We start from the raw sequence: 17,966 nt of genomic DNA on the forward strand, positions 1-17,966 counted from the left end.
ATCGCCCGTCCAGTGTTAATTCCCAGGCACAAAAAAACGCCAGACTGGCTGGCGTTTTTGACAGGTTACGAACGCTTAAGAGCGAGCGCGAGCCTGGTTACGCAGGGCTTTTACCTGGTCGTGATTTCGTTGCACGCCGTGGTACTGACGCTCAACCAGGTCACGAATGCCCACCAGGTTGTGCTTGTTGATTTTTTCCATGGCTTCTTTGTAAGCCTTCAGTGCATGGTCTTCGCCGCGTTCGGCTTCGTTCAGCACGGCTTCTTCGTCCTTGCCGGTGAACACTGCTTTCACGTCGACCCAGCGACGGTGCAGATCACCGCTGACGCTGGTGGACGTTTCCGGATCGCCACCCATCGAACGCACGGCGCTCTGAAGTTCGGCAGCGGCAGTGGCGCAGTCGGCCGAGCGTTGCACGAACAGGGTTTTGAGTTCAGGGTGTTTGATGTCTTCAGCGCAAGTCTTGAACCCTTCCTGACCGTCTTTGCTGGTTTCAATCAGGTCGTTGAGTACAGAGATCGCTTCTTTATTCATGTCGGTCATTTTTCAATTCCTTGCGGGTTGATGAAAGATGTAATAGCTATTGCACCCTGCATGCCAGCTTTGAATTGATAATTTATTCCTTATATTTCAAATACTTAGTTTTAAATCAAAAATCTGTATCCGCTTTTTTTGCATGAACTGTCAATTGGCCTGCATGCAGAATGCCTGTATTTTTCCAGCCTGATGAATCAAGACGACCGATAGATGAACCCTGAAAAGCTCGAACTGTTGATCACCCGCGAAATGCCCTTCGGCAAATACAAGGGTCGGATCATTGCCGACCTGCCCGGCCAATACTTGAACTGGTTCGCCCGAGAAGGTTTCCCCCATGGCGAACTGGGCGGTTTACTGGCCCTGATGCAGGAGATCGACCATAACGGTCTGTCGGACCTGCTCGAACCACTGCGCGCCAAACACGGCAAACCGGCCCCGCGCCACTGAAATCGCAATCAAGAACCGAGTAGCTCATGCCCGATAACACCCGTCGCGCCCGTGATGAACACTTCTGGAAGACCTTTGCCGACCGCTACGCAGTCGAACCCGGGCCCATCAACCTGGAAAACGGTTATTTCGGGCGCATGTCGCGCACCGTCGTCGAGGAGTATCAGCGCAACATCGAGCTGATCAACCGCAGCAACTCGGTGCATGTGCGCCAGCGTTTTGAACAGGTCGAGAGCCTTGAGATCCGGGCACAGCTCGCCAGCCTGATCGATGTTCCCGCCGAAGCCGTGGCCCTCACCCGCAACGCTTCGGACGGCCTGCAATCACTGATCCGCAACTACAATCGCCTGCAACCGGGCGATCAGGTGCTGATTTGCGACCTGGAGTACGACACGGTGAAAGGCGCAATGCGATGGCTGGCGCGGCATCGCGGCGTGGAAGTGATCGAAATCGATCACGCGCACCCGGCGAGTTTCGACAGCTTGCTGACCACCTATCGCGACGCGTTCGAGCGTTATCCAAAGCTCAAACTGATGGCCCTGACCCACGTCACCCATCGCACCGGATTGGTCATGCCGGTGCAGGCCATTGCTGCTGCCGCGAAGGAGCACGGCATCGACGTGATCCTCGATGGCGCCCACGCCCTCGGCCAGATCGAGTTCAATCTGGATGAGCTGGGCATCTCTTTCGCCGGCTTCAACCTGCACAAATGGATCGGCGCCCCGCTCACGCTGGGCTTTATCTACATCGCCCCTGAGCGCCTGGCCGACATCGACCCGGACATGGGCGAGATGCATTTCCCGGTCACCGATATTCGCGCCCGCACGCCGTACAGCACGCCGAACATCCCGGCACTGCTGACGCTGCCGCTGGTGTTCGAGGAGCATCTGGCCATGGGCGGCGTCGCCGCCAAGAGCACACGGCTCAACTACCTGCGCAACCGATGGGTCAACGCGGTTCGCGAGTTACCGGGGATCGATGTCATGACTCCCGATGACCCGCGACTGTATTGCGGCATTACCTCGATGCGTTTTACCCGGCATGCCGATCAACAGGCGATGGTCGAGCGACTGCTCAACGACTACAACCTGTTCACCGTGGTCCGCAGCGGTGCGGCGAGTGGGCCCTGCATTCGGATTACACCGGGGCTCACGACCAACGCTGCCGAAATGGATCTGCTGGCTCGGGCGCTGACCGAATTGCGCTGACGTCAGACCGTGTACTTGTCGAAGTCCTCGGGTCTGATTTGCGTCGAGGCGGCGAACGTGTCGATTCCGATGGTCGTGTGGCCGAAAAAGCCGTCTTCGTTCGAGTCTCGACCGAGGGTGTGGACCGTTAATGTCGAGGCCTCGCCGCCCTGATGCAGGTAATGAAAGTCTTCGTTGTTGGTCAGCGGCGAGGCGGATCGACCGCAGTACTCCCGAGTGTTGAGCACCGAACGAGAGGCGGGTTCGGGAAAGTAGAGCTGGCCGACCCAGGCGACGTGCCGCTCGTCGAGAAAATTGTTGCCGGACGTGATGCGCACAGCGACATGGATGTGCAAGGCACGACCGGCATAGAACCCCGGATAGATAGTGGTAAACCGCACCACGCCTTTTTTATCGGTGAATTGCCCGCCACGCAGATAGGTGTCGTCATCAGTGCGCGGGACCGAGCCGATGTCACCGACATCAACTTCCTTGTCCGGATTGATCTTGCTCCAGCCCGAATAGGCACCTCGCGCATTGCAATGCCAGATATCAACCAAGGCCCCGGTCACGGGCTGACCGGTCATGGCATCGACAATCGCCAGGCGCAGCACCAGGGGAATGCCATCGGCGCTTTCGCTGATGTTGCGTCGGATCAGTTTCGGATTACGGAAATACGGGCCGGCGATTTGCTCGGGAGACAGCAGGTAAACCGGGGGGGTGGGTGCAACTGAGGTGTAGTCGTCCATGACGTTCTCTCTTCCATAAGATGAACGCAGGTTAGCGCTGGTTGAACGACGAGATGCGGTAACTATGTATCGCATCATTTCCCTTGTAGGAGCGAGGCTTGGTGGCGAGGGGATTTATCCCCTCACCACCAAGGCTGGCTCCCACAGATTATTTGGGCAAAAAAAAACGGTGCACCGACCAAGCGCACCGTAAAGCCGTAGAACACACAACGAAGTGTTTGGTAAAAGCCGATCAGTCCAGCAGCGCCAATGCCTCGGCGGTGCATTCCTGAATCCGGGCCCAGTCGCCGTTCTTGATCCACTCCGGATCAAGCATCCAGCTACCGCCCACGCACATCACGTTTTTCAACGCCATGTAGCTCTTGATGTTGGCCGGGCTGACGCCGCCGGTCGGGCAGAATTTCACTTCACCGAACGGGCCGCCGAGGGCCTTGATGGCCGCAACGCCACCGCTGACTTCCGCCGGGAACAGCTTGAAGCGACGATACCCCAGGCCATAGCCTTCCATGATGCCGGACGCGTTGCTGATGCCTGGCAACAGCGGGATCGGGCTGTCGACGCTGGCTTCGAGCAGGTCACGGGTGATGCCGGGGGTGACGATGAACTGCGAGCCGGCTGCTTCGGCAGCAGCGAGCATGTTGCGATCCAGCACAGTGCCGGCACCGGTCACCAGTTCCGGACGCTGCTCTCGCAGAATCTGGATCGCCCTGAGACCGAACTGCGAACGCAGCGTCACTTCCAGGGCAGTCAGGCCACCAGCGGCCAAAGCGTCGGCCAGTGGCAGGACGTCCTGTTCGCGAGCGATGGTGATCACCGGCAGGATCCGCGCCTTGGCGCAGAGGCTGTCGATCAGGGCAACTTTGTCCGCCATGGAAACGGTCGGGGATGTCATTGTCATAGCGGCTGATCCTTGGCTCATGGGCACCAGTAAATCTCTAACGTAGGTTGCAGAAACGCGCGAATCGGCATGGCGGCGACATCGTCACCGGCCAATGCGGCACTCAGGGTAGTCAGTTTGGACTGACCGGAAATCGATAGAACAGTGGTCTTGGCCGAAGCCAGCAGCGCACGACTCATGGTCAGGCGCTGATGCGGCACGGTCGGTGCCAGCATCGGGTAGCAACGACGTGTGCCGTCGGCTTTCAAGGCGTCGGCCAGGTTCGGGCTGTTGGGGAACAGCGAAGCGGTGTGACCGTCATCGCCCATGCCGAGGATCAGTACGTCGATCGGCGGCAACTCGGCGAGCAAACGGTCGGCCTGCTCGGCTGCCAGCTCAAGGTTCGCGGTGGCGCTGTACAGGCTCAGAAACTGAGCCTTGGCCGCCGGGCCTTGCAGCAGATAACGCTTGAGCAGGCCGGCATTGCTGTCGGCATGCTCGACCGGCACCCAGCGCTCGTCGGCCAGGGTGACAACGACCTTGGACCAGTCCAGTTTCTGCTTCGCCAGGTTCTGGAAAAACGCCACAGGGCTACGACCACCGGACACCACCAGCGTCGCGCTGCCGCGAGCGTCGATGGCATCACTCAGATGCTTGGCCACATTCAGTGCCAGACCATCGGCCAGCAGCACCGGGCTCTTGAACTCATGGGCGCTGACGCCCTGAGGCAGTTGCAAATTAGATATCGCCATACCACGACCTCCCATCCCGCGTGATCAGAGCAATGGAGCTCATCGGTCCCCAGGACCCGGCCGCGTACGGCTTGGGCGCATCACCGGATTTTTTCCACCCGGCGATCAACTGGTCACACCACTTCCACGCGGCTTCGATTTCATCTTTACGGACAAACAGGTTCTGGTTGCCACGCATCACTTCCAGCAACAACCGCTCGTAAGCATCGGGGATCCGAGCGCTACGCCAGGTGTCGGAAAAATTCAGCTGCAACGGACCGCTGCGCAGCTGCATGCCCTTGTCCAGGCCTTGTTCTTTGGTCATCACGCGCAAGGAAATGCCTTCGTCCGGTTGCAGGCGAATAATCAGCTTGTTGCTGATTTGCAGGCGCTGCTCGGGGGCGAAGATGTAGTGCGACGGTTCCTTGAAGTGGATGACGATCTGCGACAGCTTCTGCGGCATGCGCTTGCCGGTACGCAGGTAAAACGGCACGCCGGCCCAGCGCCAGTTGCGGATGTCGGCACGCAGGGCGACGAAGGTTTCGGTGTCGCTCTGGGTGTTGGAATTCGGTTCTTCCAGGTAGCCCGGCACCGGTTTGCCTTCGCTGTAGCCGGCGATGTACTGGCCGCGCACCACTTGCGTGGTCAGGCCTTCCGGGCTGATCGGCGCCAGGGCCTTGAGCACTTTGACTTTTTCGTCACGGATGCTGTCGGCGGACAGGTCGGCCGGCGGGTCCATGGCGATCAGGCAGAGCAGTTGCAGCAGGTGATTCTGGATCATGTCCCGCAGCTGACCGGCCTTGTCGAAGTAACCCCAGCGGCCTTCGATCCCGACCTTCTCGGCCACGGTGATTTCCACGTGGGAGATGTAATTCTGGTTCCACTGGGTTTCGAACAGGCTGTTGGCGAAACGCAGGGCGATCAGGTTCTGGACGGTCTCTTTGCCCAGGTAGTGGTCGATGCGGTAGGTGCGGTTCTCCGGGAAGAACTGCGCCACGGCGTCGTTGACCTTGCGCGAGGATTCCAGGTCCGAACCGATGGGTTTTTCCAACACCACGCGGGTGTTTTCGCTCAGGCCGACCTTCGACAGGTTCTCGCAGATCGCACCATAAACCGCGGCCGGCGTGGCGAAGTAGGCAATCACACGCTGGGCGCTGCCGGCCATTTCGGCCAGGGCGACGTAATCGTCAGCCTTGAGAAAGTCGACATGCAGGTAGCTCAAACGGGCCAGGAAGCGTTCGACCACAGCTTCGTCCAGCTCGGCACCTACGTAACGGCGCAGTTCGGAGGCGATGAACGCCAGGTGTTCCTGCTCACTGCCCGGCTCACGGGCCAGCGCGATAATGCGCGTATCCTCGTGCAGGAGGCCTGCGCCATCGAGTTGATAAAGGGCAGGAAACAGCTTGCGCAGGGCCAGATCGCCGAGGGCGCCGAACAAGGCAAAGGTGCACGGTTCAACCGTAATCGAAGGCATGATGTTTGTTCTTTTATCAAGTTAATCTACAAATACCTTTTTTCAAGGCATCACTCAAGGAAAAATGTAGTAATAACCACAACATTTTCGCAAAATACAGATTCCGAGTGGTGGTCGGTCGGAGCCATCAGTAGGATAGGCCACCGTTACGGGCCGTATCAAAGGCCCAATTTGCATAGCCGAACGCTTATTTGCGCTGCTGACCTAAGGAACATGAAATGGACCGCGTGCGAAATTTACTGGAACAGATCCAGAATCGCCTTGAAGACCTGAACAAGGCAGAACGCAAAGTCGCCGAAGTCATCCTGCTCAACCCAGAGCAGGCCACCCGGTTCAGCATCGCCGCGCTCGCCCAGGCCTCTAAAGTCAGCGAGCCGACGGTCAACCGTTTCTGCCGTTCGTTTGGCGTCAGCGGCTACCCGGAACTCAAGCTTCAATTGGCCCAGAGCCTGGCCAGTGGCGCGGCGTATGTCAGCCGTGCGGTCGAGGCCGATGATAATCCGGAGGCCTACACCAAAAAGATTTTCGGCAGCGCCATCGCCTCTTTGGACAGTGCGTTACAGGCACTTGACCCGAACCTGATCAGCCGCGCCGTCGACCTGTTGATCCAGGCCCGGCAGATCCACTTCTTCGGCCTCGGCGCCTCGGCCCCGGTGGCGCTCGATGCGCAGCACAAGTTCTTCCGCTTCAACCTGGCCGTCACCGCCCACGCCGACGTGCTGATGCAGCGCATGATTGCGTCGGTGGCGCACACCGGCGAGCTGTTCGTGATCATTTCCTACACCGGCCGCACCCGAGAACTGGTGGAAGTGGCGCGCATCGCCCGGGAAAACGGTGCTTCGGTGCTGGGTCTGACGGCCGAAGGTTCGCCACTGGCCAAGGCCAGTACCTTGAGCCTGAATATTCCGCTGCCGGAAGACACCGACATCTATATGCCGATGACGTCGCGGATCATCCAGCTGACCGTGCTGGATGTGCTGGCCACCGGCATGACCCTGCGCCGGGGTGTGGATTTCCAGCCGCATTTGCGCAAGATCAAAGAGAGCTTGAATGCGAGTCGGTATCCGGTTGGGGATGAGTTCAACTGACCCTTCAAAAACCACCCCTCACCCCAGCCCTCTCCCCAGAGGGGAGAGGGGGAAAGGGAGCAGATCTTCATGCTCTTCAAAACCTGAGTTCAACTCAAAGCTTCAGGTCGACGTAGATTGAACAATCAACGCGGTCAGTCCTCTCTCCCTCCGGGAGAGGGTTAGGGTGAGGGAGCAATCGCCCTGACACACCTAAGCTCCCACCCGAGCCTGCAAACTCAAATGCGCCTTCTGCCCCGGCGCCAGGCTCAAACTGTCCGTCCCGCCACTCGCCGCCTCGACACACACAAACTCTGAAATCTCGTTCCAACTCACCCCCAGCAACGGCCGCGAGCCCGGATGCCAGACCACCGTGTCCGCATGGTCGCCGGTGTCAATGCACAATTCCCGCTGCCAGGCATGGTCCTTGAGCTGCAATTCACCGTCATGCTGGAACACCCGCTGACACCCGCCTTCGACTCTCAACTCCCCTTCCTGCTGGCAAACCTGGCGATTCAACTGGTCATAACCCTGCGCACCATCGAGCCCAGACAGCGCTATCTCACCCACGTCACCAATACGCCAATAGGCATGCAACGCCTGGCTCAATTGGCACGGCAGGCTGTCCTGATGCTCGGTGCTCAGGCGTAGATCCATGCGCTCGCCCAAGTGTGCGTGCAGGTCCACTTGCCAGTCGCACAGCTGAAGTTGCCAATGCAGGTGCACGCCATCGTCGTCATGGCTGCTGTCGAGTAGCTTCCAGTCGATCAGCCGTGCCCAGCCATGGGACGGCCAGGCGTTTTCGCTGGGATGACGGCCATACCACGGCCAGCACACGGGCACGCCACCACGAATCGCACCGACTTGCGGCCACTTCGCCGCGCACCAGAGCCAGGGTTTCTGCCCTGTTGGCTGGAAGTGCAGCAATTGCGCGCCCTGACGACTGAACACCGCCTGACACAGCGGATGGTCGATCACCAGCACGTCGCGCTTCTGATAGCGCTCCCACGCAAACACCGGACGCTCGCGCAAGGATTTGAAGAAGCGTTGTAGCGGATGCTCATGCATGTGCCACTGTCCTGAAAATCACCCGGGGTGCGCCGCCCCAAAAAAAAGCGGACAGCCAAGGCTGTCCGCAAAAATGCGCACATAGAGAGGAGCTTATCGCAACAGCGTTAGAACACCGACTGAATTTTCAGGCCGGCCACCAGCGCGTTGTCGACTTCATCCACACCGCCCGGGTGAGTGATGTATTGCAGGTTGGGACGCACGGTCAGCCAGTTGGTAACGTGGAAGCCGTAGTTGATCTCGTAGTTGTACTCAGTGTTACGCAGCGGCGCGAACAGCGGGTCCTGATAGTCCGTGACATTGTTGGAGGCGTTGACCAACTCCGAGTTTTTCTTCACGTCATCGTTGACATGGATACGCGCGGCACCGATACCGAAGTCATCCTTCGGACGTGCATCGAACGGGCCCTTGTACACCAGCATCAGCGACTGATAGTTGTCGACGAAGTTGGTGTCCTTGTCATGGAAGGTAGCGTTGGCAGCAATGTTCAGACCGCGGGACGCGTCACCGTTGTGAGTGGTGAGTTGTTGTTGCGCCACGAACCAGTAGCCGGATTTGCTGCTGTGGCTGCGATAGGCATTGCCGCTGGTTGCCGCGTCATCGCCGTTATCGTCTTCACGAACGTCGTCGGCCTTGGCCGTGCTTTTGTAATAACCGACACGGTATTCGCCCGGCAGGTTGCCAGGGTTAGGCAGCCAGACCAGTTCGACCGGCAACACGGTGCCTTTGGTACCACTGCCGCTGAGCTTGAAGCCGTTACCGTGCTCCAGTTGCGACGGGTTCTGGTTGTACGCGCCGATCTGCGCATACCACTCAGGCGAGATGTTGTACTTCACGCGGACCGCAGCTTGCATGACCGGCCAGTTGTACCAGATGTTGGTCGCCCAGTTACCCGCTTGGGAACCGCAGAACGCCAGGTTCTGGAACTCGCACGGGAAGGTGTTGAAGTCTTCGCCTTCGCCGAAGTAACCAGCCTTGACGTCCAGTTTGCCGTCGAGGAACTGGTGTTTGATCCACAACTGGGTCAGACGGACCATGTGGCCACGGCCGTAGACTTCCTGGGAAGAACTCAAGGTGCCGGCACGCGGATCGCCGACACGGTCATTGGAGATGTTTTCACCGTTACGGTTGGTGAACTGGACCTTGGCCTGGGTGTTATCCCAGCCCCACAACTTTTGCAGGTCCAGCGCCACGCCCAGACCAAACTGGTCGGCGTAACGCGCGGTCTTGTCGTTGTTGTAGCCGCCGTGAAGGTTTCCACCCACTTCACCGACGTAGTCCATCTTGATGTCGATACCTTGCTCGATCAGCTTGGTCCGCTCGCCACCCCAATCACCGGTCATCCATTCGGAATCGGCGCTGAACGCATCAGCCGCGTGCACACTACCGGCCAGCATCATGGCCGCAACCGCGGACAACTGGCAGATAAGCTGAGCGTTGTTCTTCTTCTTCATCCCTACATCCTCGTTTTATTGTTATTAACTGTTTTTATTTAACGCGGTTACATCAGGTGCGATGCGCGACAGGCCGCGCACCGCATATCCCCCCTGTAGGAGCCAGGCTTCGTGGCGAGGGGATTTATCCCCGTTGGGTCGCGAAGCGGCCCTAAAAAATGGGACTGCTGCGCAGTCCAACGGGGATAAATCCCCTCGCCACAAAAGCCGGCTCTTACAGTTTTTGATCTTCAGCGGCCTTTGAATTGAGCGACGTTCGCGCTGTGGCTCTCGGCTTTTGGCTGACCGGCCACCCCCAAGCGTTCCCCGGTCTTGGCGTCGAACAACAGCACTTTCGATGGATCGAATTGCAGCGTCAGGGTCTCGCCCACGTTCGGCGCGACGTCCGGTGCCAGACGGCAGCAGACTTTGGTTTCATTGAGATTGACGAACACCAGCGTGTCGGGACCGGTCGGTTCAGTGACCTGGACTTCGGCGCGAATGGTCGGCAAACCATTGGGCTCGCTGCCCGCCAGCACGATCTGTTCCGGACGCAGGCCGAGGATCACTTCGCGATCTTCCAGACCGGCGTCCTGCATGCCCAACGGCAATTCGCAGCGCGCCTGGCCGCTGTCGAGCAGTGCGATCAGACGACCTTCCTTGCGTTGCAAACGCAGGGGGATGAAGTTCATCGGCGGCGAACCGATGAAGCTCGCCACAAACAGGTTGGCCGGGTTGTTGTAGATGTCTTTCGGCGTGCCGAACTGCTGGATGATCCCGTCCTTCATCACCGCCACTTTGTCGCCCAGGGTCATCGCTTCGATCTGGTCGTGGGTCACGTAGACCGTGGTGGTTTTCAGGCGCTGGTGCATCAGTTTCATTTCAGTGCGCATCTCGACGCGCAGCTTGGCGTCAAGGTTGGACAGCGGTTCGTCGAACAGGTAGATCTTCGGCCGCCGCGCCAGGGCACGGCCCATTGCAACACGCTGTTGCTGACCGCCAGAGAGTTGGCCGGGCTTGCGGTTGAGCAGGTGTTCGATCTGCAGCAGCTTGGCCACCCGCGCCACTTCCGCTTCGATGTCGGCGGCGGGCATTTTGCGGATCTTCAAGCCGAAGGCGATGTTCTCGCGCACGCTCATGGTCGGGTACAGCGCGTAGGACTGGAACACCATGGCGATGTCACGGTCTTTCGGGCTCATGCCGCTGACGTCCTGGTCACCGATCATGATCGCGCCGCCGGTGATGGTTTCCAGGCCGGCGATGCAATTCATCAGGGTCGATTTGCCGCAACCCGAAGGTCCGACGAGGATCAGGAACTCACCGTCCTTGATCGACAGTTCGATGTTCTTGAGGGTGTCCGGCAAGCCGGGACCATAGGTCTTGTTTACATTGCGAAGTTCGAGCGTAGCCATGATTACCCCTTGACTGCGCCGGCCGTCAGCCCGCGCACGAAATACTTGCCTGCGACCACATAGACCAGCAGGGTCGGCAGCCCGGCGATCATCGCCGCCGCCATATCAACGTTGTATTCCTTGGCCCCGGTACTGGTGTTGACCAAGTTGTTCAACGCCACCGTAATGGGTTGCGAATCACCGCTGGAGAACACCACACCGAACAGGAAGTCGTTCCAGATCTGGGTGAACTGCCAGATCAGGCAGACCATGATGATCGGGGTGGACATCGGCAGGATGATCAAGCGGAAGATGGTGAAGAAACCCGCGCCATCGAGCCGCGCGGCTTTCACCAGCGCATCGGGAACGCTGACGTAGTAGTTACGGAAGAACAGCGTGGTGAACGCCAGGCCATAGACCACGTGCACGAACACCAGGCCGGTGGTGGTGCTGGCCAGGCCCATTTTTCCGAGAGTGAACGAGGCCGGCAGCAAGACGGTCTGGAACGGCAGGAAGCAACCGAACAGCAACAGGCCGAAGAACAACTGCGAGCCACGGAAGCGCCACATCGACAGCACATAGCCGTTCAGCGCACCGATGGCGGTGGAGATCAGCACCGCCGGGACGGTGATCTTGATCGAGTTCCAGAAGTACCCGTCCACCGTGCCCCAGGCCTTGACCCAGCCGATGCCGCTGACCACGGTCGGCCAGCTCAGCAGGTTGCCGGAGTTGATGTCTTCCGGCGTCTTGAAGCTGGTCAACAGCATGACCACCAGCGGTATCAGGTAAAGGCATACGGCCAGGATCAGCACGCCGTAGATCGCGATGCGACTCAGGCTGATGGAAGGTTTGGCAGAGAAACTAGTCATGGCGCTTGGTCCTCAGCTCGGAGTACAGGTAAGGCACGATGATTGCGAGAATCGCACCGAGCATCAGAATCGCACTGGCCGAGCCCATGCCCATCTGGCCGCGGCTGAAGGTGAAGGAATACATGAACATCGCAGGCAGGTCGGAGGAGTAACCCGGGCCGCCGGCAGTCATTGCCGCCACCAGGTCGAAACTCTTGATCGCGATGTGGGCCAGGATCATCACGGCGCTGAAGAACACCGGGCGCAGGCTCGGCAACACCACTTTCAGGTAAATGCGCGGCATGCTCGCACCATCGATCTGGGCGGCACGGATGATCGATTGATCAACCCCACGCAGGCCGGCGAGGAACATCGCCATGATGAAGCCCGAGGCTTGCCAGACCGCAGCGATCACCAGGCAATACACCACGCGATCCGGGTCGATCAGCCAGTCCAGGCGAAAGCCTTCCCAGCCCCAGTCCCGTAACAATTTGTCCAGGCCCATGCCCGGGTTGAGCAGCCATTTCCAGGCAGTACCGGTGACGATCATCGAGAGCGCCATCGGGTACAGGTAAATGGTACGGATGAAACCTTCGCGGCGAATGCGCTGATCAAGAAACACGGCCAGCAGCACACCGATCACCAAGGTGATGCCGATGAACATGCCGCCGAACACGGCCAGGTTCTTGCTCGCGACCCACCAACGGTCGTTGTCGAACAGCCGCTGATACTGCGCCAGGCCCGCCCACTTGTAAGTCGGCAGGAAGGTCGAGGTGGTGAACGACAGGATGAACGTCCACAGGATATAGCCATAGAAGCCCACCAGGACGATGAACATGCTCGGCGCCAGCACCAGTTTCGGTAGCCAGCGCTGCAGTGCATCGAACGGCGAGGCCTTGCTGAACACAGCAACAGAACTCATGGGAAGATCCCGTACGAAGAAAAAGGATTACAAACGCATTCCCCTGTGGGAGCGGGCTTGCTCGCTCCCACAGGGGCCTGCGCGGCTAGCGGTTACTTGGCAGCTTTGACGGCCGTGCCCAATTGTTTGGCGGCAGTCGCAGGATCGGCTTTCGGATCGTTGATGAAGTTGGTCACCACATCAAAGAACGCGCCTTGTACCGCCAGCGTGGTCGCCATGTTGTGCGCCATGCTCGGCTGCAGGCCGCCGGACTTGGCGTCCACCAGGAAGTCCTTGGCAGCGGTCTGGGCGCAGGAGTCGAAACCGTACTTGCCCATGTCGTTCAGCATGTCGATTCGAACAGGGATCGAACCCTTGTTGATGCTGAAGACTTTCTGGAAGTTCTCACCCAGCACGACCTTGGCAATGTCCTGCTGCGCGGCAGCAGTGCCCTTGTCTTTCTGCTTGAACACCGCCAGGGAGTCGATGTTGTAGGTGAAGGCCTTGTCGGTGCCCGGGAACGCTACGCACTCGTAGTCCTTGCCGGCGACTTTCTTGGCTGCGGTCCACTCGCTCTTGGCCCAGTCACCCATGATCTGCATGCCGGCCTTGCCGTTGATGACTTTGGCCGCTTCCAGGTTCCAGTCCTGGCCTTTGCCGTCGGCGTCCATGTAGGTCGCGACTTTCTTCAGCTCGGTCAGCGCCTTGACCATTTCAGGACCGGTCAATGCAGCGTTATCCAGGTCGACCAGGGCTTTTTTGTAGCCGTCCACGCCCATGACCGAAAGAACTACCGCTTCGAACACGGTGCTGTCCTGCCAAGGCTGGCCGCCGTGGGCCAGGGCGATGAAGCCCGCTTTCTTCAGCTTGTCACCGGCTGCGTAGAATTCTTCAAGGGTGGTTGGTGCTTTTTCGATGCCGGCTTTCTTGAAGACTTCCGGGTTGATCCACAGCCAGTTGACGCGGTGAATGTTCACCGGCACGGCTACGTAGTCACCCTCGTACTTCACGGTATCGGAGACTTTCTTGTCGAGCAGGCTGTCCCACTTCTCTGTCTTGGCTGCGTCTTTCAAGACGTCGGTGTCGAGCAGACCGGTAGACGCCCATTCCTGGATGTCCGGGCCTTTGATCTGCGCTACACCCGGCGGGTTACCGGCAACGGCGCGGCTCTTGAGTACGGTCATGGCGGTCGCACCGCCACCACCGGCAACGGCGCCGTCCTTCCAGGTGAAACCGTCTTTTTCGACTTGGGCTTTGAGGACATCGACAGCCGCTTTTTCACCACCGGAGGTCCACCAGTGAACGACTTCTACCGAACCTTTGGAATCGGCGGCAAGCGCACTGACAGGGAATGCAGAGATAGGAAGCAATGAGGCAAGAGAAATGACAGTAGCGAGGCGAGAAATCGCATTCATCTAGAATTACCTTTCTTGTTGTTATGCATGCAAGTCTGGTGCTTGCGCTGCATAGGATTTTAAACAGGAGTCATCCCTTCGCAGGTAACGAAGGGACGCGTGAATGTCACTACATGGTTACACAGGAGCGCTCTGGGACAACTGCCCCAAGGCACTGGCCATGCTCGGCGCCAGTGGCAGGCGCGGAATCAGGACAGCTTGCCAGGCGTGATACAGATCAGGTTTTCCGGCCCAGATATCGGCGCTCGGACGGTTTTGCGGATCGAGTTCATGGTGCCAACTGCCATCGCAACGGTCGATGAAATGACTGTCACAGAATTCCCAGAACAACCGGTACCAGGTTTCGTATTGCTCATCGCCGGTGCGTTTAAGCAGCGCGCTGGCGGCAGCGCTGGCTTCGCAATGGGTCCAGTGCAATCGGTGGCGAACCACCGCGCGGTTGTCCCAGTCGAGGGTGTAGACAATCCCCGGCGCACCATCGACATTCCAGCCATGACGGCAGTTGTGATCGAAGAGTTTTTGCGCGTCGGTGGCCAGCCAGCCCGGCGTGAGCATGCCGGCCTGAACCCGCGCGGCTTCGAGGTGCAGCAACAGCCGCGCCCATTCGAACCCGTGGCCCGGCGTGGTGCCGTAGGGACGAAAACCGTCCGCCGGATTGTCGTGGTTGTATTCGCGCAGCGGCTGCCAGTCGCGATCAAAATGCTCGACCACCAGGAAGTCGTTGGCGGCGGCGTGACCATGGATCACCCGCTCGACAATGCGTTGAGCGCGGACCAGCCAACGGTGCTCGTCGGTGACATCCGCCAGGGCGAGAAAGGCTTCGGTGGCGTGCATGTTGCTGTTGGCGCCGCGGTAGGCTTCTTCAGCGCTCCAGTCGCGGTCGAAGGATTCGCGCATTGCGCCCTCCTCCTCGCTCCAGAAATGCGTGTCGATGATGTTGATCGCGTCATCGAGCAACGCTTGGGCGCCGGGGCGTTGCGCGACCACGGCGGAACTGGCGGCCAGCGCAACGAAAGCATGCAGGTACGCGGCCTTGCCGGTGTTGCCATCGCGATGATGGGCGACGGCAAACCAGCCGCCGTGTTCGGCATCACGCAACGGGCCGCTGAGCGCCTGGATGCCGTGATCGACCAGCTCGGCAAAACCCGGCAAGCCCTGGATGTGCGCCATGGCGAAGCTGTGGGTCATGCGTGCGGTGTTCATGGTTTCGGCGTGGGCGTTGGCCGGCAGCCGGCCCTTTTCATCGAGGTTACCGAAGCCTTCGGCAAGCTTCGAAGCCTTGGCAAATGCGAGCAGGCGCAAGCCTTCGGCAGCGAGCCATTGCTGATGGGCAGGTGCGTTGAGCCAACTGCTGAACGCCGGTTGGAAGGTGTCCATGGGGTGCCTTTTTTGTTGTTTTGACTGGGGGCAGTCTAAACAACGGGCGGCGGCGGGCTTGTAACGAAGGGGGCGAGTTATGTCACCAAGCTGTGACATACAGATTTTGTGGTGGATGATTATTTGTGGCGAGGGAGCTTGCTCCCGCCGGGGCGCGAAGCGGCCCCAAAAGAAGGACTGCTGCGCAGTCCAGCGGGAGCAAGCTCCCTCGCCACAGGGTCCGCGTCAATCGATCGAACGAGGCAACTGCAACGTCACCCGCAACCCGCCCTCACGCAGATTCTGCAGGCTGACCTCACCGCCATGGCTATGGGCAATGTTGCGCGCAATCCCCAACCCCAAGCCATAACCCTGCTGCTGCCCGGCCAGGCGGAAATGCGGTTCGAACACCTGCTCCATCCGTTGCTCCGGCACGCCCGGCCCTTCGTCATCGACGTGCAGGATGAAAGCGCTCTCGTCGTCATCGATGTGCAAATGCGCGTTCTGCCCATACTTCAGCGCGTTGTCGATCAGGTTGCCAATGCAACGCTTGAGCGCCAGCGGTTTGCCCGGATACGCCGCCAGCGCCCGGCCCTGTTGAGTCACGCGCCCATTGCCGTTGGGCGCCAGGTACGGTTCCACCAGGCAATCGAGCACATGGTTGAGGTCCACCGGTTCGATGTTTTCGTGGATGTCGGTGTCTTTCACGCATTGCAGCGCGCCTTTGACCAACAGCTCCAGTTCATCCAGATCGCGGCCGAACTTGGCTTGCAGCTGTTCGTCTTCAAGCAATTCGACCCGCAGTCGCAAGCGGGTAATCGGCGTGCGCAGGTCATGGGAAATCGCGCTGAACAACTGGCTGCGTTCGGTCAGGTAGCGGCTGATGCGCTCGCGCATTGCGTTGAACGCGCGGCCCACTTCCACCACTTCACTGCCGCCGCCCTCTGCCACCGGCTCGACTTCGGCACCGAGGGACATGTCCCGCGCTGCTCGCGCCAGACGCTTGAGCGGACGACTTTGCCAGTGCACCAGCAAGCCAATGAACAACAGCAAGAAGCCGCTGGTGAGGACGATGAACCAGACTTGCTGCGCTGGCAGGCCTTGCTCTTCAAGACTGGTGTAGGGCTCGGGCAGCAAGGATGCGATGTACAGCCACTCGCCCGGCGCCATCTGAATTTGCGTGACCAGCACCGGCGGGTTCACCGGTTCCAGCGTGAGCGCGTAATGCGCCCAGGAGCGCGGCAATTCATCGAGCTTCAGCCCGCTGTTGAAGATCCGCAGGTCTTCGGGGCTGACGAAGGTTACAGAGATATCCGTGTCTTGGCCGAGGGACTCGCGCAACACCTGGTCCACAGCCTTGAGCACGGCTTCCTTGCGCGGGGTGATCGGCAGCACTTCCATGCCCAAGGGCTTGTCGTTAAGGGTCACCACGAACCGGGTGCCGCCCATGCTGCGCAATTGGTCGAGTACCAATGGCCGAAACGCGACCGGCAGCGAGCGGAAATAACTGACGCTGGCGGTCATCGAATGCGCCAGGCTGCGGGCGCTGGTGACCAGGCCTTCGAGCTGGGTGGCGCGCAGTTGCGAGACCCAGATCACGCTCGACAACGCCTGTGCGAACAGCACCGCCAGCAGGGTCAGCAGCAACATGCGCCCGAGCAGCGAACGTGGCATCGGCACGCGGGCAGCGAGAGAGCGGAGAAACTCAGTGGCCATTGCTGGCAACCACATTGGCTGCCAGTTGGTAGCCGCTGCCGCGCACGGTACGAATCAGTCGCGGCGGTTTCTCGGTATCGCGCAGACGCTGGCGCAAACGGCTGACCGCCATGTCGACGATGCGATCCAGCGGCATCAAGTCGCGGCCACGTGTAGCGTTGCCGATGGTGTCGCGATCGAGGATTTCCTGGGGGTGATCGAGGAACAGTTTCAGCAGCGCAAAATCAGCCCCGGAGAGAATCACTTCTTCGCCGTCGATGTGGAATAACCGGTGACTGACCATGTCCAGCCGCCAGTCATCGAACGCCAGCACTTCACCGCCGGAACGCTCCTGACCGAACTGGGCGCGACGCAACAAGGCCTTGATACGCGCCTGTAATTCACGGGGGCTGAAGGGTTTGCCGAGGTAGTCATCGGCGCCCAGTTCCAGGCCGATGACACGGTCGGCTTCGTCGGAGCTGGCGGTGAGCATAATGATCGGCACCTGCGCCTGGCGCGGGTGCTGGCGGATCCAGCGGCAGAGGCTGAAACCGTCTTCGTCCGGCAGCATCACGTCGAGGATCACCAGATCGCTCGGCGCGTCGTTCATGGCTTGGCGAAAGCCTGCGCCATCGGGCGTGGTACGGACCTGGAAACCGGCGCGGGTCAGGTAGGTGTCCAGCAACTCGCGTATCTCTTGATCGTCATCGACCAACAAAATCGACTTGTTGACTGAGCTCACGGGGCCGCGTCCTTGTTGTTTGAATTGGGCGGATTATGCCTGATGAAC

General features: G+C 59.7%; 17 protein-coding genes. 3 read left to right on the forward strand and 14 right to left on the reverse strand.

Going from position 1 to position 17,966, the window contains the following annotated elements; translation table 11 throughout:
* Window positions 1–75: 75 nt before the first annotated feature.
* Window positions 76–543, reverse strand: coding sequence for a PA2169 family four-helix-bundle protein (locus tag DJ564_RS25255; RefSeq protein ID WP_109634223.1), 468 nt, complete (start codon window positions 541–543; stop codon window positions 76–78).
* A gap of 204 nt (window positions 544–747) precedes the next feature.
* Here DJ564_RS25255 and DJ564_RS25260 point away from each other — a divergent pair, with 204 nt between their 5' ends.
* Window positions 748–984: a DUF3820 family protein gene (locus DJ564_RS25260; protein WP_010457368.1), complete on the forward strand. Its 237-nt coding sequence runs from the start codon at window positions 748–750 to the stop codon at window positions 982–984.
* 26 nt (window positions 985–1,010) lie between these two features.
* Window positions 1,011–2,192, forward strand: coding sequence for an aminotransferase class V-fold PLP-dependent enzyme (locus tag DJ564_RS25265; protein ID WP_109634225.1), 1,182 nt, complete (start codon window positions 1,011–1,013; stop codon window positions 2,190–2,192).
* A gap of 2 nt (window positions 2,193–2,194) precedes the next feature.
* On the opposite strand, the gene DJ564_RS25270 is transcribed toward DJ564_RS25265, so the two are convergent.
* The 4 genes from DJ564_RS25270 to zwf form a co-directional block, all read right to left on the reverse strand.
* Complete coding sequence (locus tag DJ564_RS25270; RefSeq protein WP_109634227.1) at window positions 2,195–2,920, reverse strand: intradiol ring-cleavage dioxygenase; 726 nt, start codon at window positions 2,918–2,920, stop codon at window positions 2,195–2,197.
* Between the two features lie 232 nt (window positions 2,921–3,152).
* Entirely contained in the window at window positions 3,153–3,818 is a 666-nt protein-coding gene (locus DJ564_RS25275; protein ID WP_109634229.1) for a bifunctional 4-hydroxy-2-oxoglutarate aldolase/2-dehydro-3-deoxy-phosphogluconate aldolase, read from the reverse strand.
* A 17-nt stretch (window positions 3,819–3,835) separates the two neighbouring features.
* Window positions 3,836–4,549: a 6-phosphogluconolactonase gene (gene pgl / locus DJ564_RS25280; protein WP_109634230.1), complete on the reverse strand. Its 714-nt coding sequence runs from the start codon at window positions 4,547–4,549 to the stop codon at window positions 3,836–3,838.
* A complete protein-coding gene (gene zwf, locus DJ564_RS25285) occupies window positions 4,536–6,002 on the reverse strand; it encodes a glucose-6-phosphate dehydrogenase (protein WP_109634232.1) in 1,467 nt (488 codons plus the stop codon). Before zwf ends, pgl begins: the two co-directional genes overlap by 14 nt.
* A 227-nt stretch (window positions 6,003–6,229) precedes the next feature.
* On the opposite strand from zwf, the gene DJ564_RS25290 reads away from it, so the two are divergent.
* On the forward strand, window positions 6,230–7,090 hold the full coding sequence (locus DJ564_RS25290; protein ID WP_172825977.1) for a MurR/RpiR family transcriptional regulator: 861 nt from the start codon (window positions 6,230–6,232) through the stop codon (window positions 7,088–7,090).
* 192 nt (window positions 7,091–7,282) lie between these two features.
* Here DJ564_RS25290 and DJ564_RS25295 read toward each other — a convergent pair whose 3' ends face one another.
* The 9 genes from DJ564_RS25295 to DJ564_RS25340 all read right to left on the reverse strand — a co-directional run bounded on the left by DJ564_RS25295 (window position 7,283) and on the right by DJ564_RS25340 (window position 17,918).
* Entirely contained in the window at window positions 7,283–8,137 is an 855-nt protein-coding gene (locus DJ564_RS25295; protein WP_109634233.1) for a D-hexose-6-phosphate mutarotase, read from the reverse strand.
* A gap of 107 nt (window positions 8,138–8,244) precedes the next feature.
* On the reverse strand, window positions 8,245–9,591 hold the full coding sequence (locus DJ564_RS25300) for a carbohydrate porin (RefSeq protein WP_109634235.1): 1,347 nt from the start codon (window positions 9,589–9,591) through the stop codon (window positions 8,245–8,247).
* Window positions 9,592–9,821: 230 nt separating this feature from the next.
* A complete protein-coding gene (locus DJ564_RS25310; RefSeq protein WP_109634238.1) occupies window positions 9,822–10,982 on the reverse strand; it encodes an ABC transporter ATP-binding protein in 1,161 nt (386 codons plus the stop codon).
* A 2-nt stretch (window positions 10,983–10,984) separates the two neighbouring features.
* Entirely contained in the window at window positions 10,985–11,830 is an 846-nt protein-coding gene (locus tag DJ564_RS25315) for a carbohydrate ABC transporter permease (RefSeq protein ID WP_109634240.1), read from the reverse strand.
* The gene (locus tag DJ564_RS25320; RefSeq protein ID WP_010457390.1) at window positions 11,823–12,731 is read right to left on the reverse strand and encodes a carbohydrate ABC transporter permease; all 909 of its coding nucleotides are present in this window, start codon (window positions 12,729–12,731) and stop codon (window positions 11,823–11,825) included. The genes DJ564_RS25315 and DJ564_RS25320 overlap by 8 nt, the downstream gene beginning before the upstream one ends.
* Before the next feature lie 92 nt (window positions 12,732–12,823).
* On the reverse strand, window positions 12,824–14,125 hold the full coding sequence (locus DJ564_RS25325; protein ID WP_109634242.1) for an ABC transporter substrate-binding protein: 1,302 nt from the start codon (window positions 14,123–14,125) through the stop codon (window positions 12,824–12,826).
* Between the two features lie 117 nt (window positions 14,126–14,242).
* Window positions 14,243–15,502: an AGE family epimerase/isomerase gene (locus tag DJ564_RS25330; RefSeq protein ID WP_109634244.1), complete on the reverse strand. Its 1,260-nt coding sequence runs from the start codon at window positions 15,500–15,502 to the stop codon at window positions 14,243–14,245.
* Between the two features lie 225 nt (window positions 15,503–15,727).
* A complete protein-coding gene (locus DJ564_RS25335; RefSeq protein WP_109634246.1) occupies window positions 15,728–17,197 on the reverse strand; it encodes an ATP-binding protein in 1,470 nt (489 codons plus the stop codon).
* A complete protein-coding gene (locus DJ564_RS25340) occupies window positions 17,187–17,918 on the reverse strand; it encodes a response regulator (RefSeq protein ID WP_109634248.1) in 732 nt (243 codons plus the stop codon). Before DJ564_RS25340 ends, DJ564_RS25335 begins: the two co-directional genes overlap by 11 nt.
* Between the last annotated feature and the right edge of the window lie 48 nt (window positions 17,919–17,966).

The organism is Pseudomonas sp. 31-12 (assembly GCF_003151075.1).
In the GTDB taxonomy this organism is placed as follows: domain Bacteria; phylum Pseudomonadota; class Gammaproteobacteria; order Pseudomonadales; family Pseudomonadaceae; genus Aquipseudomonas.

Excerpts from the sequence above, each read along its gene's own strand:
- pgl (WP_109634230.1), bottom strand. The coding sequence starts at position 4,549 with ATGGCGATATCTAATTTGCAACTGCCTCAGGGCGTCAGCGCCCATGAG.
- DJ564_RS25260 (WP_010457368.1), top strand. The coding sequence starts at position 748 with ATGAACCCTGAAAAGCTCGAACTGTTGATCACCCGCGAAATGCCCTTC.
- DJ564_RS25330 (WP_109634244.1), bottom strand. The coding sequence starts at position 15,502 with ATGGACACCTTCCAACCGGCGTTCAGCAGTTGGCTCAACGCACCTGCC.
- DJ564_RS25265 (WP_109634225.1), top strand. The coding sequence starts at position 1,011 with ATGCCCGATAACACCCGTCGCGCCCGTGATGAACACTTCTGGAAGACC.
- DJ564_RS25325 (WP_109634242.1), bottom strand. The coding sequence starts at position 14,125 with ATGAATGCGATTTCTCGCCTCGCTACTGTCATTTCTCTTGCCTCATTG.
- DJ564_RS25335 (WP_109634246.1), bottom strand. The coding sequence starts at position 17,197 with ATGGCCACTGAGTTTCTCCGCTCTCTCGCTGCCCGCGTGCCGATGCCA.
- DJ564_RS25320 (WP_010457390.1), bottom strand. The coding sequence starts at position 12,731 with ATGAGTTCTGTTGCTGTGTTCAGCAAGGCCTCGCCGTTCGATGCACTG.
- DJ564_RS25255 (WP_109634223.1), bottom strand. The coding sequence starts at position 543 with ATGACCGACATGAATAAAGAAGCGATCTCTGTACTCAACGACCTGATT.
- DJ564_RS25275 (WP_109634229.1), bottom strand. The coding sequence starts at position 3,818 with ATGACAATGACATCCCCGACCGTTTCCATGGCGGACAAAGTTGCCCTG.
- DJ564_RS25295 (WP_109634233.1), bottom strand. The coding sequence starts at position 8,137 with ATGCATGAGCATCCGCTACAACGCTTCTTCAAATCCTTGCGCGAGCGT.
- zwf (WP_109634232.1), bottom strand. The coding sequence starts at position 6,002 with ATGCCTTCGATTACGGTTGAACCGTGCACCTTTGCCTTGTTCGGCGCC.
- DJ564_RS25310 (WP_109634238.1), bottom strand. The coding sequence starts at position 10,982 with ATGGCTACGCTCGAACTTCGCAATGTAAACAAGACCTATGGTCCCGGC.
- DJ564_RS25270 (WP_109634227.1), bottom strand. The coding sequence starts at position 2,920 with ATGGACGACTACACCTCAGTTGCACCCACCCCCCCGGTTTACCTGCTG.
- DJ564_RS25300 (WP_109634235.1), bottom strand. The coding sequence starts at position 9,591 with ATGAAGAAGAAGAACAACGCTCAGCTTATCTGCCAGTTGTCCGCGGTT.
- DJ564_RS25315 (WP_109634240.1), bottom strand. The coding sequence starts at position 11,830 with ATGACTAGTTTCTCTGCCAAACCTTCCATCAGCCTGAGTCGCATCGCG.